The sequence below is a fragment of the Microbacterium sp. oral taxon 186 str. F0373 genome (assembly GCF_000411455.1).
In the GTDB taxonomy this organism is placed as follows: domain Bacteria; phylum Actinomycetota; class Actinomycetes; order Actinomycetales; family Microbacteriaceae; genus Microbacterium.
In genome coordinates, this window is sequence record NZ_KE150457.1 from 1,977,900 (window position 1) to 1,994,296 (window position 16,397).

Consider the following 16,397-nt stretch of genomic DNA (forward strand, 5'->3'; position numbering starts at 1 on the left):
GGTGGATGCCGCGGCATCCACCCTCGGTGTCGGCGCGCGCGCCTACGCTGGAGACATGACGATCCCCCTCCTCACCCTCAACGACGGACACACCATCCCGCAGCTCGGCTTCGGCGTCTTCAAGGTCGATCCCGCGCAGACCGAGCGCATCGTCAGTGACGCCCTCGAAGCCGGCTACCGCCACATCGACACCGCGGCCATCTACGGCAACGAGGAAGGCGTCGGACGTGCCATCGCCGCCAGCGGCATCGCGCGGGACGAGCTGTTCATCACGACGAAGCTCTGGAACGACCGCCAGGCCGGAGACGAGCCCTTCGCGGCGATCGACGAGAGTCTCGCGAAGCTGGGCCTGGACGCCGTCGACCTGTACCTCGTGCATTGGCCCGCGCCGGCCAACGGCAACTACGTGAATGCGTGGGAGAAGATGGTGCAGATCCGCGAGGCCGGCAAAGCCCGCAGCATCGGTGTCTCCAACCACCTGCCGTCGCACCTGTCCGAGATCATCGCCGCAACCGGCGTCACGCCGGCCGTCGATCAGATCGAACTGCACCCGGCCTACCAGCAGCCGGACGTCACCTCGTTCGCGAAGGAGCACGGCATCCTGATCGAGGCATGGGGTCCGCTCGGACAGGGCAAGTACCCGCTCTTCGACGAGGCGCCCGTAGCCGCCGCCGCGGCGGCCCACGGCAAGACGCCGGCGCAGGTGGTGCTCCGCTGGCACATCCAGCAGGGGCACATCATCTTCCCGAAGTCGAACAACCCCGAGCGCATCCGAGAGAACCTCGACCTGTTCGACTTCGAGCTGAGCGCCGACGAGCAGTCGGCGATCACCGCGCTCGAGCGCGGGGGGCGTGTCTCCGCGCACCCCGACGAGGTCAACTGACCCACGGGCACCCGTGCGCCGCGCTCACTCGCTGAGCCGGCGGTAGCGCTCCAGGCGCCGTCTCCCCGCGACGTCTGCGCGCGCGGCGGAGGCTGAGGCGAGCGCGTGCAGCGCGGTTTCGGCCTCGGTCGCGTCGAGGTCGACGCCGATGGCGACGAGTTCACCGATCTCGGGCGGTGACGGCAGTGCAGACACGTGGATCGACCAGCCGACGACGTCGACGAGATAGCCGTGATCGCGGCCGGTGCCCTGCACACGCACCCGCCCCTTGAGGCGATACGCCCCGCGGGGCGGGTGCTCGAGCAGATCGACGAGCGCCGACGGCGACACCGGCGCGCGCAGCGGCACGGAGGCGGAGCGTGCGTGCTCATGCGCGTGGTGGCCGGGGCCGTGGTGGGCCTCGCGAGTGATGCGCGCGAGCGGCAGCTCGTCGATCGGGTCGTTCTGGTCGGCCACGTCGAACACGAGGGCCGCGTCGATCGCTCCGGCGCGCGCCGTGGCCAGGTGTGCGCGGGGATTGCGTGAGCGCACACGCCCGGCGATCCGCGCGATCGTCGATGCCCGCTCGGATGCCGGCAGCAGATCGGTCTTACCGATCACGACGAGCGACGCGGTCGCGTAGCGCGCAGGCACATCGTCGCCAGAGTCGATCGTCGTGAAGTGGTTCAGGGCGTCGATCACGTCCACCACGCCGCCCGGGCGCACGCGGGCGACGCCGCTGAAGCGGATCAACCGGGCGAGCGCGGCGGGCTCTGCGACGCCGCTGGCCTCCACGACGATGGCGTCCAGGCGCAGCCGCGGATGGGCCAGCCGGCCCAGCGCATCGTCGAGTCCGCCCGCGTCCGGCAGGCAGCAGACGCAGCCACCGGAGATCGCGGCCGCCTCATCGACCTGACCGGTCACGAGGGCGGCATCCACGTTGAGGGCGCCGAAGTCGTTCACGACAACGCCGAGGCGAGCGCCGGGCGTGCGCAGCAGGTGGTTGACGAGGCTCGTCTTCCCCGCGCCGAGGTGGCCTGTCACGGCGACGACGGGAACGCGGCCTGCCGCGGTGCCGGCGGGTTCGCGTGTGTGCGGCATCCGTCCTCCCGCACACACCCTATCGAGAATCGTTCTCGATAGGGTGCTAGACCCACCCTTGCATCCAGTTGTGCAGGCGGTAGAAGTCGTAGGGCACCTGCGTCGCAGACCACAGCGGGTACCAGAACGCCGACAGCACGACCGCCGCGACGAGGAAGACGATCACGACCCGCTGCCCGGCCAGCCGACGCTCGTGCAGCGCGTGCGCCGCTCCGGTGATCTCTCGCAGTGCGAACGTGAGCGCCAGCAACAGGAACGGCCAGATCACGATCGTGTAGAACTGGAACACCGTGCGCTCGGGGTACATCAGCCACGGCAGCCAGGTGGCTGCGATGCCGACCAGCACCACCGCGTGGCGCCAATCGCGAGCGACGGCGAAGCGGTAGACCAGGTACAGCGCGGCGATGACCGAGGCGTACCACAGCAGGGGGTTCGGCATGCTGTACAGCACCTGCAGGCAGCCGTTGTCGCCGCTGCAGCCGTTCTTGCCGTCAGGGCTGGAGAACGCGTACATGGACGTCGGACGCCAGAGGAACGGCCACGCCCACGCCGCACTGGAGTAGCTGTGCGGGGAGGACATGCCCGCCATCGAGGCGTAGATGGTCTCGTGGTACTTCCACAGACTCTGCAGGGGAAGCGGCACCCAGGAGAAGAACCCCGTGGCGGGGCTGATCTCGGCGACCTTGCGGTCGTAGCCGCCGTCACTGAACAGCCATCCGGCCCACGACCCGAGGTACACGACGAAAGCGACCGGCACGAGCAGCACGAAGGAGGCGAGCCCCTGCCGCACGGCATCCATCGGCCAGAAGGTGACGCCGAGTCGTCGACGTTCGAGTGCATCGGTGACGACCAGGTAGAGCCCGATGGCCGCGAGGACCCATACCCCCGACCACTTCACCGCCGTCGCCGCACCCGCGGCGGCGCCGGCCGCAATGACCCACGGTCGGTTCCAGAGCACGGCTCCCCAGGCGAGGGGGGCGTCGTCGACCCGGCGGGCGACGATCGCAGCGGCGAGGCGGTCCAGATGGCGTCGACGGTCGAGAAGAGCGAACCAGAAGGCCAGCAGAATGAAGAAGGCCAGGAACACGTCGAGCAGGCCGACGCGGCTCATGACGATGCCGAGGCCGTCGATCGCGAGCAGGAACGAGGCCACGGTCGCGAACACCGTCGAGTTCGTCAGCGTCTTAGCGACGAGGAAGAGCAGCAGCACGAGGGCCGTGCCGAACAGTGCCGCCATCGCGCGCCACCCGAAGGAGCTGTCGGGTCCGAACAGCCACATGCCGAATCCGATGAGGTACTTCCCGAGCGGGGGATGGACGACGAAGCTCGGATCGGTCGTGAAGATGTTCGGCTCACCCGCCGCGAATCGCGCATCGGCGCCGTCGGGCCAGCTCGCCGCATAACCGAGATTCCACTGACTCCAGGCGTCCTTCACGTAGTAGGTCTCGTCGAAGACCAGCACGTGCGGATGCCCGAGATTCCAGAAGCGCAGGATGCCGGCGAGCAGCGTCACCAGCAGGGGAGCGAGCCATCCGTACAGCCGCTGGAGTCGCGGCTCGGCCGCGACGCGCTCGCGCCAACGGTCGTAGACCGACCGGCGCACGGGCGACAGCAGCGGCGGGATCGGCTCGGCGGTGGTCGACACGGCCACCAGCCTAAGCTGAAGCGGTGATCATCCTCGGCGCGACTCCGATCGGAAATCTGGGCGACGCCTCGGCGCGGTTGGTCGCTGCTCTCGAGCAGGCCACCGTCATCGCCGCCGAGGACACCCGCACGACCCAGCGACTGCTCCAGGCGCTCGGCATCGCCAACCGGCCTCGTCTGGTCGCGCTGCACGACCACAACGAGAAGCAGCGTGCGGCCGAGCTCGTCGCCCGCGCGCGGGAGGAGGACCTCCTCGTGCTGAGCGATGCGGGCATGCCCACGGTCAGCGACCCCGGGTACGGTCTCGTCGCCGAGGCCATCGCGCAGGGCGTCGCCGTCACCGCTCTGCCGGGACCCAGCGCCGTGGTCACCGCACTGGCCGTCGCCGGGTTGCCGACCGATCGCTTCACCTTCGAAGGGTTCCTGCCGCGCAAGGCCGGAGATCGTGCGCGCGCTCTCGCGCTCGTGGCGAGCGAGCCGCGCACGATGGTCTTCTTCGAAGCGCCCTCGCGTCTGGCCGAGACCCTCCACGCCATGGTCGCCGCCTTCGGCGCCGACCGGCCCGCGGCCGTCTGCCGGGAACTCACGAAGCTGCACGAGGAGGTCGTCCGCGACGGCCTGGCGGCTCTCGCCGAGTGGGCGCAGGCCGGGGTCCGCGGGGAGATCGTCGTCGTGGTCGGCGGCGCGCCGGCCCGAGAGGTGTCGGCCGAGGATGCCGTCGCGCAGGTGCAGGCCCTCGTGGCCGACGGCATCCGCCTGAAGGATGCGAGCGCCGAGGTTGCGGCAGCGACCGGCCTGTCCAGCCGCGATCTCTATCAGGCGGTGCTCGCCTCGCGGTGATGCCCGCTCAGACGGCGGGACCGCCCAACTGCGCGAAGGCCTCCGGCGTTGCGACGGACCGCTCCGCACGCGCGGGCGGAGCGGTGACGCCCGGCAGCGTCCAGACGGCGAAGCTCGCTCCTCTGCCGTGCAGGCGCACCGCGCCGTCGTCGGCGAGAAGTTCGACCGTTCCTGCCGCATAGCGCGAGGTTGCCGCCGTCGCCGCGCCGACCAGGGCCATGTCAAGACGGATCTCGACGTCGGTACGAGCGGCGAGGACCAGCACCGCCTCGTCCGCGTTCTCGCGGATGAACACGATCGCATCGTCGTCGGCGTGCAACCATCGCAGGCCGCCGGTCGAGAGCGCCGCGTGCGCGCGGCGAAGGCCGATGAGCTCACGGTAGAGGCCGATGCGGGCGGCGATCTCGGGTTCGCCGACGCGGTCCCAGGGGAGAGGGGTGCGGCTCATCTCACCGTCCACGGCCTCGAGTCCGAACTCGTCGCCGGCGTAGACGACGGGGATGCCGGGCAGCGTCATCGACAGACCGACGGCGAGCGGGATCATCTCCTCCGCGGCGTAGGTGGCGAACCGGGCGGTGTCGTGGGTGTCGAGGGCCGACATCGTCCCGCGCTGCACACGCCACGGAATCTGACTGGTGAAGAGCCGGAGCTGGCGCACGAACTGCTGCGCGGTGTACCGCGGCATCCCGGTGGGCAGTCCGAAGAACCACATCTCATCGCTGACGCGGCCGTCGAAGCCGCGGTGAGGGATGCGTCGGGGCTCCGCGAGCCACGACCACACGCCGCGCGTGAACGCCGGGTAGGTCATGCCGCCGTGCCAGGCATCTCCCTGCAGGTCGCTGGCGGCATCGTTCGTCGACTCGGCGAGCAGGAGCGTGTCGGACGAGACCTCGATCATCGTCCGGCGCACCGTTTGGCGCACGACGGCATTGAGGTCTTCGGCACCGAGACGGCCGGTCATATTGGCGACGTCGATGCGCCACCCGTCGATCCCGTACGGCTCCGCGAGCCAGCGCGCGACGACGGAGTCGGGTCCCTCGATGAACCGACGCCGCAGTTCGGCGCTGTTCCAGTCGAACTTCGGCAGCGTCGCCGCATCCAGCCACGTCTCGTAGGTGGTGTGGGCCGCATCGTGGAAGTAGTAGAAGTCGGCTTCCGCCGCGTCGGGCCGGCCGTACGCGTTGCGGAACCACTCATGAGCGACGCCGGAATGGTTGGTGGTGAGATCGCCGATCACGCGGATGCCGCGCGCGTGCGCTGCCTCGATGAGACGTCGGTAGGCCTCGTCGCCGCCGAGGAGTGCATCGACGTGATCGAAGCTGGCGGCGTCGTATCGGTGATTCGACTCCGCGGGGAAGATCGGCGTGTGGTACAGCGCGTTCACACCCAGATCGACGAGGTGGTCCAGCCGGTCCACGACGCCGTCGAGGTCTCCGCCGTAGAGCTGCCGGCTGCGCCCCGGGTGGGAGGGATCCAGCGGGTCATCCCAGGCTGCGGGGATCGCCCACTCCGGAAGCGGGCGGTCGGCTGCGGCATCCGATCGCGCGAAACGATCGGGGAAGATCTGGTACAGCACGGTGTCGGCCATCCACGGCGGCGGCGGGTTGCCGGCGACGAGGGCGAAGTCCTGGGCGTCGAGGACGTCGACGTCGCTGAGCCCGCCCTGGTTGAGGATCTGTACCGTTGCGTCGCTGCGGACGAGATGGAAGCGGTAGCCGTGGCGCGGGTTGGCGACGACGATCCGCGCCGACCACCATTGCCACCCGTCCCGTTCGCCGTCGCACTCGGCCTCCACCCACGCCGGCTCGTGGTCGGGGTTGCTGCGCACCACGACCCGGTCGACTCCGCCGTAGGCGCGGGGCACGCGGAGGCGGACGGTCACCTCGTCGCCGAGAGCCGGATCGGGGTGCGAGACGTACAGCGGCGAGCCGTCGTGGTGCGGGCAGGTGGGATCGATCATGGGAACCTCCGTGGAACGCCGACAACACGTCGGCACTGGTGCGACGTGGTTGCACGGACATCCGTGGCAGAGCCCTCTGATTGTGTGGTGTGCGGCCCGGGTCGGGTCGTGCGCTACTTGACCGAGCCGGCCGTGAGGCCGCCGACGATGAAACGCTGGAGGCCCAGGAACAGTGCCATCGGCAGGATCGCCGCGAGCACGGCGCCGGCGGCGAACACGCTCCAGTTGCGCGCCGTCTCCTGCGAGACGAACTGGTACAGCCCCACCGCCAGCGTCTGCTTGTCGGGATCGACGAGGACGACGGACGCGATGAGGAAGTCGTTCATGGTGCCGATGAACGACAGCAGGCCGATCACAGCCAGCACGGGGGCGACCAGGCGCAGGATGATGGTGAAGAAGATGCGTGCGTGTCCGGCGCCGTCGATCTTCGCGGCCTCGTCGATCGAGGCCGGCACGGTGTTGAAGAAGCCGTACATGAGGAACGTGTTCACGCCCAGCGCGCCGCCGAGATAGACCATGATCAACCCGATCTGGGAGTTCAGACCCAGTGCCGGGAAGATGTCGCCGATCGCCGACATCAGCAGGAAGATCGCCACCACGGCGAGCAGCTGAGGGAACATCTGCACGAGCAGCAGCGTCAGCAGTCCGAAACGGCGGCCGGTGAAGCGCATGCGCGAGAAGGCGTAGGCGGCGAGCGCGCACAGGACGACGGTGAAGAACGACGTCGTCAGCCCGATGAACACCGAGTTGACGAACCAGTTGCCGTACGGGCGCAGCGGGTCTTGGAACAGGGCGATGTAACTGCCGATGTCGAACGTGGCGAACAGGCTGTTGGCCGTCAGCAGCGTCCCGCCCGGGTTGAGTGAGGCGGAGAGCACGTAGACGAGCGGGAACGCCGAGAAGACGAGCATCGCGATGCCGACGAGGTGACGCCAGCCGGTCTCGCGGAACCACCTGCCGAAGGGGCGACGCGTCTCGTGGACGACGGTCGGGCTCGGCGGGGTCGCTGCCGTACCGGTGACGGGGAGGGTCTCAGCAGTGGTCATGTCAGTTCAGCTCCTCGAGCACCTTGGTCTGGCGGAAGCTGAGGTAGGAGATGACCGCCACCAGCACGAAGATGATGATCGAGAACGCGCTGGCGAGGCCGTAGTCGCGTTCGGCTCCCACGAAGGCCACCTTGTAGACCATCGAGATCAGAATGTCGCTCGCGCCGACGTTGATCGACGCGTCGGCGAAGCGCGGACCGCCGCCGGTGAGCATGTAGATCAGATTGAAGTTGTTGAAGTTGAACGCGAACGAGGAGATCAGCAGCGGCGCCACCGACACCAGCAGCAGCGGGAACTTGATGTGGCGGAAGATCTGCCACGCACCGGCGCCGTCGACACGCCCCGCCTCCTGGATGTCGTCGGGGATCGCCTGGATGGCGCCCGTCGTGACGAGGAACATGTAGGGGAAGCCGAGCCAGAGGTTCACGACGAGAATCGACACCTTCGCCAGCAGGGGATCCTGCAGCCAGGGGATCGACGCACCTCCGAGGATGGACTGGTTGATGAAGCCGAAGTCCTGGTTGAACATTCCCTGCCAGACCAGCGCCGACAGGAACGCAGGGAAGGCGTAGGGCAGGATCATGATGACCCGGTAGTACTTCTTGCTCTTCATCCGCGGATCGTTGAACACGATCGCGAGGAACAGGCCGAGCGCGAAGGTCGTCGCCACCGAGAGGATGGCGAACACGAACGTCCAGATGAGCACGGCGAGGAAGGGCCCACGGATCGACTCGGTGGAGAACGCCCGGACGAAGTTGTCGACGCCGACCCAGACCTGCCATCCCGTGGCGAGGGTCTGCCCATCTGCGGAGGCGAAGGAGCCGTTGCCGTTGTCCGTGTAGACGACGCCCGTCTGCGTGTTCGTCATGGTGCCTGCGGCGGCATCCCACACGAGCGTGGAGACGTACTGGTAGGCCGTCGAGCCGTCGCGGGTTTGGAGCGTGCCGTCGTTGGGATCGGTGGAGAACGGCACCGCCATCGACGAGATCGTCGCCTGGTTGGCCACGAGCTGAGCGAAGTTCAAGGTGGTGTACCCGGGAAGCGCCGCCGCGCGGCCGCCCGTGAACTCGGCATCCGATGCCGCCTCGAGCGGCCGGTCGGCGCTGCCGATCTCGGCGGTCCCGTCGGGAGTGGTCACGAGGAAGAAGAGGGCGCCGTCCTTCTCCAGGACCGACACCGGGTAGGCGGCCGAGTCCCCGACGCGCTGCTGGTTCTGGATCAGCAGCGCGTTGACGGCGTCGTCCTTCGTCGACACGTGTCCCGACCCGTAGTTCGTGAACGCGATGTAGATGCAATACAGGACCACGAAGATCTGGAAGACGAAGAGGAAGACCAGGCCCGGCGTCAGGTACTTGGCCGGCAGAAGGCCGGGCTTCAGATAGACGACGTTGATCGCGAGGATGCCGAGGGCAACGACCGCTGTGATGACGACGCTGTCCTTGGTCAGCAGGACGAGGATCGCATAGACGGCCATCGCGTCGATGACACCCAGGCACACGATCTTGACCAGCCAGACCTTCCACCCGGCGCCTGCGGCTTCCGCCCAGGCCTCGGCGCGTCGGCGGCGCCGTGCCGCGGCGCGGTCTTCGGGCGCGCGCGTGGGCGGCGCGGCGATCGTGCGGCCAGTCATCTTCGACTCCTGTCGGAACGTGTGGGGATCGGGGTGCGGAGGGGCGAGCGTGAGCCCACCCCTCCGCACGGGGTCAACCGAGCTTGGCGGCGATCGAGTCGGCCATCTGGGTCCACTGGGCGGCGGGGTCGCCGCCGCCCTTGATCAGGGCGGCCTCCGTCTTGCCCCAGTCGTCCCACACCGAGCCCATCTGCGGGATCGACGGCATCGGCACCGCGTTCGCGCCGACCTTGGCGAAGCCGGCGACGATCGGGTCGGACTTGGCGGCGTCGAACGCGGCGGTCAGTGCCGGGGGACGCCCGCCGGCCTTGAAGAGAGCCGTCTGCACGTCGGCGGTGGCGATGTAGTTCACGAGGAACTCGTTCGCGATCAGCGCGTTGGCGCTCTTCGCGCTCACGAAGAACGTCTGCACGCCGGCGAAGGGCTGTGCGTCACCGCCGCCCGCCGTCGGAATCGCGTCGACCGCGACGTCGATGCCGGCCTTCTGGGCGTCGGCGACGTTCCACGGGCCGGTGAGGAAGTACGGCGACTTGCCGGCGTTGAAGGCTTCCTTGGCCAGGTCGCCGGAGAGGTTGAGGTTCAGCACCTTGGTGCCGGTGTCTCCCTGCGCGGTGAGCCACGCGGCGAACTTCTGCCCGCCCTCGTCGCCGATCGTCAGCTTGCTCGCGTCGTACGAACCATCGGCGTTGCGTCCGAAGACCGAGGTGCCGAAGGACGTCTGGAACGGGTACAGGTGGTACGGGTCGGACGCCTGCGGGTCCAGGCCCACGACGAACGGGTACTCCGTGCCGGCGGCGCGGCCCTTCGTGATCATCTCGTCGTAGGTGGCCGGGGTGGAGTCGGCCAGCGCGGTGTTGCGCAGCACGGCGATGTTCTCGATGGCGTACGGAAGGCCGTAGGTCTTGCCGTCGTAGGTGACCGCCTCGATGGCGACCTTCTCGAAGTCGGCTGCCTTGTCGCCCAGTTCGACCGGCGCCACGATTCCGTCCTTGACGAACGCGCCGATCCAATCGTGCCCGCCGATCGTGATGTCGGGTCCCTTGCCCGTAGGCACCTGTGCGGTGAACTCGTCGCGGATCTTGCCGTAGTCCTTGACGACGAGGTTGACCTTGACGCCCTTCTCCTGCTCGAACTTCTTCGCCACATCCTCGAGCGCTCGAGCACGGTCGGCGTCGACCCACACGGTCAGCTCGCCGCTGGTGGCGGCCTGTGCGTCGCCGCTGGTCGTCGGTTGTGCGGTCGTACTGCCGGAGCAGCCGGCGAGCGCCAGGATGCCGGACGCCACGAGCAGTCCGAGGGCGACGGCGCCCTTCTTCTTCACCTTCATCGGTGTGCCTCTCTCTGGGATCACAGGGGGAGAGGGGCCGTAGCTCGGCTGCTCCGCCGCCCTGTCGTGATGTCGCACCGGGTGCGAACGCCTCCATTGTGCGGTCGAAAAGCGCGCGATCACGGGTTCGTTATGGAACTGTGACCGATTACAGTCATTGGACTGTGATCGGTTACAGTGAAGGGTGCTGTTGTGGCCGGATTCGTTGTAGACACCGGTAGAGTCGGCTCTCGTGACACCCAGCGATGTGCCGAAGAAGCCGACCATCCGCGACGTCGCCGCCGCGGCCGGCGTCTCGTACGGAACGGTCTCGCGCGTGCTCAACGGAGGGCACTGGGTGTCGCCCGAAGCCCGCGCCGCCGTCGATGCCGCGATCGTCTCCACGGGCTACACGACCAATCAGGCTGCGCGCAGCCTCGCGACCGGAAAGACCGGCTCGCTCGCGTTCCTGCTCACCGAGTCCCAGCACGTCCTGCTGTCGGATCCGAACATGGCGCTGCTGCTGCGAGGGGCGACCGATGCGGTCTCCGAGCGCGGGATGACGCTCGTGCTCCTCATCGCCGACACCGAGCGCGAACAGGCCAACGCGGCCCGATACGTGCGCGCCGGTCACGTCGACGGCGTTCTGCTCGTCTCCTCTCACGAATCCGACGATCTGCTCGGCTCGCTGGTGAACGCGGGCGTGCCGACCGTGTGCTCGGGCATCCCGCTGTGGGAAGGGCGCACCGTTGCGCACGTCGCCATCGACGAGGTCGGCTCGGCACGCACCATGACGCGGCATCTCATGGATGGCGGGCACCGCCGCATCGCGCTGATCACCGGACCGCTCGACACCCCCAGCGGCCGCTTCCGCCTCGACGGCTTTCGCGACGAACTCGGCGACCGCTTCGACGGGGACCTCGTCGAAGTGGTGCCTTTCACCCGTGAGGCCGGCGCGGAGGCGATGGCTCGACTTCTCGAGCGCGCGCCCGACGTCGATGCGGTGTTCGCGGCGAGCGACCTGCTCGCCGTCGGTGCCGCCCAGACGCTCGCCGCGCAGGGGCGACGCATTCCTCAGGACGTCGCGCTGGCCGGCTTCGACGACTCGGGGCTTGCGGCGGCGCACACGCCGCCGCTGACCACGATCCGCCAGCCGTGGGCCCAGATCAGCGCCACGATGGTCGAGATGGTGCTGGATGCGATCGCCGGCGGCCATCCGGATGCCGTGGTGCTGCCCACCACGCTCGTCGTTCGCGAAAGCGCCTGAGAACCTCGCCGACGCACCGACGGCTCGTCGTCACACGCGGGAGCCGGCGGCCCGGCCCGAACTAGACTCGTCGGGTGACATCTGGTCAGTCTTTCTACATCACGACGCCGATCTACTACCCGAGCGATCTGCCGCACATCGGGCACGGGTACACGACGGTCGCCGTCGACACGCTCGCGCGCTGGCACCGCCAGGCGGGCGATGACACGTGGATGCTCACGGGTACCGACGAGCACGGACAGAAGATGCTCCGCGCTGCGGCCGCGAACGGTGTGACCCCGCAGGAGTGGGTCGACAAGCTCGTCACCGAGTCGTGGTTCCCGCTGCTGACGACCCTCGACGTCGCCAACGACGACTTCATCCGCACGACGCAGCCGCGCCACGAGGAGCGCGTGCAGCAATTCGTGAAGGCGCTCTACGACCGCGGCTACATCTACGCCGGCGAGTACGAGGCTCTGTACTGCGTGGGCTGTGAGGAGTTCAAACCCGAAGCCGAGATCGTCGACGGCACGGGTGCCTTCGAGGGGCTCAAGGTCTGCGCGATCCACTCGAAGCCGCTGGAGCTGCTGCAGGAGAAGAACTACTTCTTCAAGCTCAGCGAGTTCCAGGACCGCCTGCTCGAGCTCTACAAGACCGAGCCCGACTTCGTGCGTCCGGAGTCGGCGCGCAACGAGGTCGTCTCCTTCGTGCGCTCGGGACTGAAGGATCTGTCGATCTCGCGCTCGGCGTTCGACTGGGGCATCACCGTTCCCTGGGATCCGTGGCACGTCATCTACGTGTGGGTCGACGCGCTGCTGAACTACGCGACCGCGGTGGGTTACGGCACCGATCCCGTGCAGTTCGAGCGACGGTGGCCGGCATTCCACGTCGTCGGCAAGGACATCCTCCGCTTCCACGCGGTGATCTGGCCCGCGATGCTGATGGCGGCCGGGCTCGATGTGCCGCGCGGTGTGTTCGCACACGGCTGGCTGCTCGTCGGCGGGGAGAAGATGTCGAAGTCGAAGCTGACCGGTATCGCCCCGACCGAGATCACCGACGTGTTCGGTTCGGACGCCTACCGCTTCTACTTCCTCTCGGCGATCGCGTTCGGTCAGGACGGCTCGTTCTCGTGGGAGGACCTCTCGGCGCGCTACCAGGCCGAGCTCGCGAACGGGTTCGGAAACCTCGCGTCGCGCACGACGGCGATGATCGAGAAGTACTTCGAGGGCATCGTGCCGCCGCCCGCCGCGTACACGGAGGGCGACCTCGGCATCCAGAAGATCGTGGCGGATGCCGCGACCGCCGCCGACGCGGCGATCGAGCGCTTCCGACCGGACGAGGCGATCGCCGCGATCTGGACCATCGTCGACGCGCTCAACGGCTACATCACCGAGAACGCGCCGTGGGCGCTGGCGAAGGACGACGCCCAGCGCGCGCGCCTCGGGACGGTGCTGTACACGGCCGCGGAGGGTCTGCGTGCGCTCGCGGTGCTGCTGAGTCCCGTGATGCCGATCGCCACCGAGAAGCTGTGGGTCGCGCTCGGGCACGCGGGGCGTCTGCAGGATCAGCCGCTGCGCGAGGCGGGCGCGTGGGGGGTGCTCGTCCCCGGCACGAGCGTCAACGGCCTCCAGCCGCTGTTCCCCCGGATCGAACAGTGACGCGTCCCGGTCGTTGAGCGACGAGCGAAGCGAGGAGGAGGAACGTCATGACCGATCCGTCGACGTACGTGCGCGTGCGCGAGAAGAGCGCTCGGGACGCTTCCTACCCGCCGGCGCCGGCGCCGCTGCCCGTGGCCGTGTACGACAACCACACGCATCTCGAGATCGAAGACGGCGAGGGTCTCCCGCTCGATGAGCAGATGCGGCGCGCGGCCGCGGTGAACGTGATCGGTGCCGTGCAGGCCGGCGGCGACATCGAGTCGAGCCGGTGGTCGGCGTGGGCCGCGGCATCCCACCCCCGCGTGCTCGCGGCGGTGGCGATCCATCCCAACGAAGCACCCGCGTATGCCGAGCGGGGCATGCTCGCCGAGGCGATCGCCGTGATCGACGAGCTCGCCGCGCAGCCGCGCGTGCGGGCGATCGGTGAGACGGGGCTGGACTTCTTCCGCACCGACGAGGCGGGCCGTCCCGCGCAGTTCGAGAGCTTCGAGGCGCACATCGCGCTGGCGAAGAAGCACGGCATCGCGATGCAGATCCACGACCGTGACGCACATGACGCCGTGCTCGAGACGCTGGAGCGGGTGGGAGCGCCGGAGCGGACGGTGTTCCACTGCTTCTCCGGCGACCCCGACATGGCACGCATCGCCGCCGATCGCGGCTACTGGCTGAGCTTCGCGGGCAACATCACGTTCAAGAACGCGCAGAACCTCCGCGACGCCCTGGCGGTGACGCCGCGCGCGCGGATTCTCGTCGAGACGGATGCGCCGTTCCTGACGCCCACGCCGCTGCGTGGTCGGCCGAACGCGCCGTACCTCATCCCGCTGACGGTGCGCTTCATGGCCGAGGAACTGCGGATGCCGCTCGACGAGTTGTGCGCGCAGTTGGCGGCCAACACGCGCGAGGTCTATGGGTCGTTCGAAGACTGACGGGCGCCGATCGGCTGAGTCTCGCCCCCGGCATCGCCCGCCGTCCGTCACACTGGGGATATGGAGTTCGGCGGGGTTCTCCCGGAAGACGCGCCCGATCCGAGTGTCGGCTCGGAGGCGCGACTGCGCGCCGTCTCGTTCCCGGTCTTCCAATTGCTCCCGCAACCCGCCCTCACTCGTCTGCCGATCACCGGCTTCACGGAGAGTTCGGGGTGGGCAGGTCACGAAGAGCTGACGGTGGAGTTCTCCTACACACTGTGGCGGTACCCCGAGGATCGCTCCGATCCGCGCAATGAGATCGAACTCGACGAGCAGACACGGCGCGCCATCGACGAGGAACCCCCGTGGGGACGACCGGCCTGGCTCGTCGAGCAGGTCCAGCTCTTCCGGTACCCGATGCTGTGGAGTGCCGTCCGCACGGCGTGGCAGGCGTCGCCCGACCCGGAGAGGCACGCGCTCGCCCCGTTGCTCGTCGATCACACCAATGACGTGCTGCGCAACGTCTACCGCGAAGAGCTGGGTCTGCCCGCGGTTCCCACGAGTTTTCCGGATGCCGGCCGCTGGCGCGCGACGCCGACGGTCGTGGCCCGGGCGTCGCTCACCGTCGACGGCCGGGACTGTTCCGGCCTGCAGATCGACACCGACCCGTTCGTCTACGCGTGCGGCTTCCGTGCCGACGAGAGTGTCGTCTGCACGATCGTGCTGCCTCGGGACAGCCTGCCGTTTCTCCACCTGGAGATCACGACCCTCCAACGATGAGATCGGCACGCGCGGACGATCATGCGCCGTTACCGCGGATCCTCGGAACCGTCGTCCGTCTCTGCCAGCACCGGCTTCGCCGCGGCGATCGATGAGATCGAGCGCCAGACGAGGATGAGCGTCAACGCCGAGCCTCCGAACGCGAACCACCAGGGCGCCGTCAGTCCCCAGGTCTGCGCGATCACCCCGCCCAGCGCCTGGCCGATCACGAGACCGCCGAAGACGCCGACCATGTTCACCGAGGCGATGCGTCCCTGCAGTCCGAGTGGCACGAGTCTCTGCCGCACCGTCGTCGAGATCGTTCCCCAGACGAAGGCGTAGAGACCGAAGCCGAACATGATCACGAACGCGATCACGGGCACCGTCGTGAGAGCGAACGCCAGGTGCATGACGACCTCCAGCGAGAGGCAGACCCGCATCAGCGTCGCGAACGACACATGCTTCTCGAGCCAGCCGAAGCAGCCGATCGCGACCAGCCCGCCGAGGGCGGAGGCCGTCGTCAGCGCACCGTACCCGACGGGCCCCATGCCGAGATGGTCGGTGGCGTAGAGGACGAGGATGCCCCACGGCGCCGCCCACGTGACGTTGAAGACGAGGATGATCACGACGAGGGTGCGCACGGGAGGATGCGCGCGCAACCAACGGAGCCCCTCGCGGATCGGCTGTGCGGGGCGCTCGGCATCAATCTGACCGCGGTCGGGGACCGGTGTGCGTGCGATGCGCGAGATGAGCACGACGGCCAGCGAGACGCACAGAATCTGTGCGAGGAACGGCCAAAACGTCCCGGCGGCGAACAGGAACGCTCCGAGCGGCGGACCGGCCAGCTGATTGGCCACCAGGTATCCGGCCTGCATCCGTGCGTTGCCGATCCCGAGGTCTGCGGGGCGCACGAGCATCGGCAGGAGGGTGCTGCCCGCCGAGTCGGCGAACACCTCCGCCGTGCCGTACAAGAACGCCGCGATCAGCACGAGCCACACCGTGGCGTGCCCGGTCAGGAGGAACACGACGAGGCCCGCCACGACGACGCCGCGCAAGGCATTGGCGACCATGACCAAGCGTCGGCGGTCGTGGTGGTCGGCCACCGCCCCGGCGAGCAGTCCGAACAGCAGCCACGGCAGGAACTGCATCATCGCTCCGGCGGCGACCAGCAGCGGCGACGAGGTCAGTGACGCGATGAGCAGCGGGGATGCCGACAGTGCGATGCCATCGCCGACGTTGCTCGTCCACGACGACGCCAGGAGCCACCGGAAGTCATGTCCGAGCCGGCGCGGCGCGACGATCTCACCGAGGGAGCGACGGGTTCCGAGCGTGGGCATCCTGACATCGTAAGGGCGGCCTCCGACGTACCTGACTCCTCCTGGATCACGGTGGGCCGGAGGCGGATGCCCGGAAAATCGGGCGTGGCGCGGGCCGTGTCCG

13 protein-coding genes are annotated in these 16,397 nt (G+C 68.6%); 6 read left to right on the plus strand and 7 right to left on the minus strand.

Annotated features, from left to right (window positions below; translation table 11 throughout):
* Positions 1 to 55: 55 nt before the first annotated feature.
* Entirely contained in the window at positions 56 to 883 is an 828-nt protein-coding gene (locus tag HMPREF1529_RS09250; RefSeq protein ID WP_198013033.1) for an aldo/keto reductase, read from the plus strand.
* A 24-nt stretch (positions 884 to 907) separates the two neighbouring features.
* On the opposite strand, the gene HMPREF1529_RS09255 is transcribed toward HMPREF1529_RS09250, so the two are convergent.
* Together HMPREF1529_RS09255 and HMPREF1529_RS09260 are read right to left on the minus strand one after the other, a co-directional pair.
* Positions 908 to 1,963: a CobW family GTP-binding protein gene (locus HMPREF1529_RS09255; RefSeq protein ID WP_016464617.1), complete on the minus strand. Its 1,056-nt coding sequence runs from the start codon at positions 1,961 to 1,963 to the stop codon at positions 908 to 910.
* A 46-nt stretch (positions 1,964 to 2,009) separates the two neighbouring features.
* Positions 2,010 to 3,608: a dolichyl-phosphate-mannose--protein mannosyltransferase gene (locus HMPREF1529_RS09260; RefSeq protein WP_016464618.1), complete on the minus strand. Its 1,599-nt coding sequence runs from the start codon at positions 3,606 to 3,608 to the stop codon at positions 2,010 to 2,012.
* A 23-nt stretch (positions 3,609 to 3,631) separates the two neighbouring features.
* On the opposite strand from HMPREF1529_RS09260, the gene rsmI reads away from it, so the two are divergent.
* Entirely contained in the window at positions 3,632 to 4,447 is an 816-nt protein-coding gene (gene rsmI, locus HMPREF1529_RS09265) for a 16S rRNA (cytidine(1402)-2'-O)-methyltransferase (RefSeq protein ID WP_016464619.1), read from the plus strand.
* A gap of 7 nt (positions 4,448 to 4,454) precedes the next feature.
* Here the strand turns inward: rsmI and HMPREF1529_RS09270 are convergent, their stop codons facing one another.
* The 4 genes from HMPREF1529_RS09270 to HMPREF1529_RS09285 form a co-directional block, all read right to left on the minus strand.
* The gene (locus HMPREF1529_RS09270; RefSeq protein WP_005052371.1) at positions 4,455 to 6,407 is read right to left on the minus strand and encodes a glycoside hydrolase family 13 protein; all 1,953 of its coding nucleotides are present in this window, start codon (positions 6,405 to 6,407) and stop codon (positions 4,455 to 4,457) included.
* 113 nt (positions 6,408 to 6,520) lie between these two features.
* A complete protein-coding gene (locus HMPREF1529_RS09275) occupies positions 6,521 to 7,453 on the minus strand; it encodes a sugar ABC transporter permease (protein ID WP_005052373.1) in 933 nt (310 codons plus the stop codon).
* Position 7,454: 1 nt separating this feature from the next.
* Positions 7,455 to 9,083, minus strand: coding sequence for an ABC transporter permease subunit (locus tag HMPREF1529_RS09280; RefSeq protein WP_016464620.1), 1,629 nt, complete (start codon positions 9,081 to 9,083; stop codon positions 7,455 to 7,457).
* Between the two features lie 73 nt (positions 9,084 to 9,156).
* Positions 9,157 to 10,410, minus strand: a complete 1,254-nt coding sequence (locus HMPREF1529_RS09285) for a sugar ABC transporter substrate-binding protein (RefSeq protein ID WP_016464621.1) — start codon at positions 10,408 to 10,410, stop codon at positions 9,157 to 9,159.
* A 232-nt stretch (positions 10,411 to 10,642) separates the two neighbouring features.
* On the opposite strand from HMPREF1529_RS09285, the gene HMPREF1529_RS09290 reads away from it, so the two are divergent.
* From HMPREF1529_RS09290 to HMPREF1529_RS09305, 4 genes are all read left to right on the plus strand, one after another.
* A complete protein-coding gene (locus HMPREF1529_RS09290; protein ID WP_016464622.1) occupies positions 10,643 to 11,656 on the plus strand; it encodes a LacI family DNA-binding transcriptional regulator in 1,014 nt (337 codons plus the stop codon).
* A 74-nt stretch (positions 11,657 to 11,730) separates the two neighbouring features.
* Entirely contained in the window at positions 11,731 to 13,293 is a 1,563-nt protein-coding gene (gene metG / locus HMPREF1529_RS09295) for a methionine--tRNA ligase (protein WP_016464623.1), read from the plus strand.
* Positions 13,294 to 13,340: 47 nt separating this feature from the next.
* Complete coding sequence (locus HMPREF1529_RS09300; RefSeq protein WP_016464624.1) at positions 13,341 to 14,219, plus strand: TatD family hydrolase; 879 nt, start codon at positions 13,341 to 13,343, stop codon at positions 14,217 to 14,219.
* A gap of 60 nt (positions 14,220 to 14,279) precedes the next feature.
* Positions 14,280 to 14,978, plus strand: a complete 699-nt coding sequence (locus HMPREF1529_RS09305; RefSeq protein WP_016464625.1) for a hypothetical protein — start codon at positions 14,280 to 14,282, stop codon at positions 14,976 to 14,978.
* A 29-nt stretch (positions 14,979 to 15,007) separates the two neighbouring features.
* Here HMPREF1529_RS09305 and HMPREF1529_RS09310 read toward each other — a convergent pair whose 3' ends face one another.
* The gene (locus HMPREF1529_RS09310; RefSeq protein WP_016464626.1) at positions 15,008 to 16,294 is read right to left on the minus strand and encodes an MFS transporter; all 1,287 of its coding nucleotides are present in this window, start codon (positions 16,292 to 16,294) and stop codon (positions 15,008 to 15,010) included.
* Positions 16,295 to 16,397 lie beyond the last annotated feature (103 nt).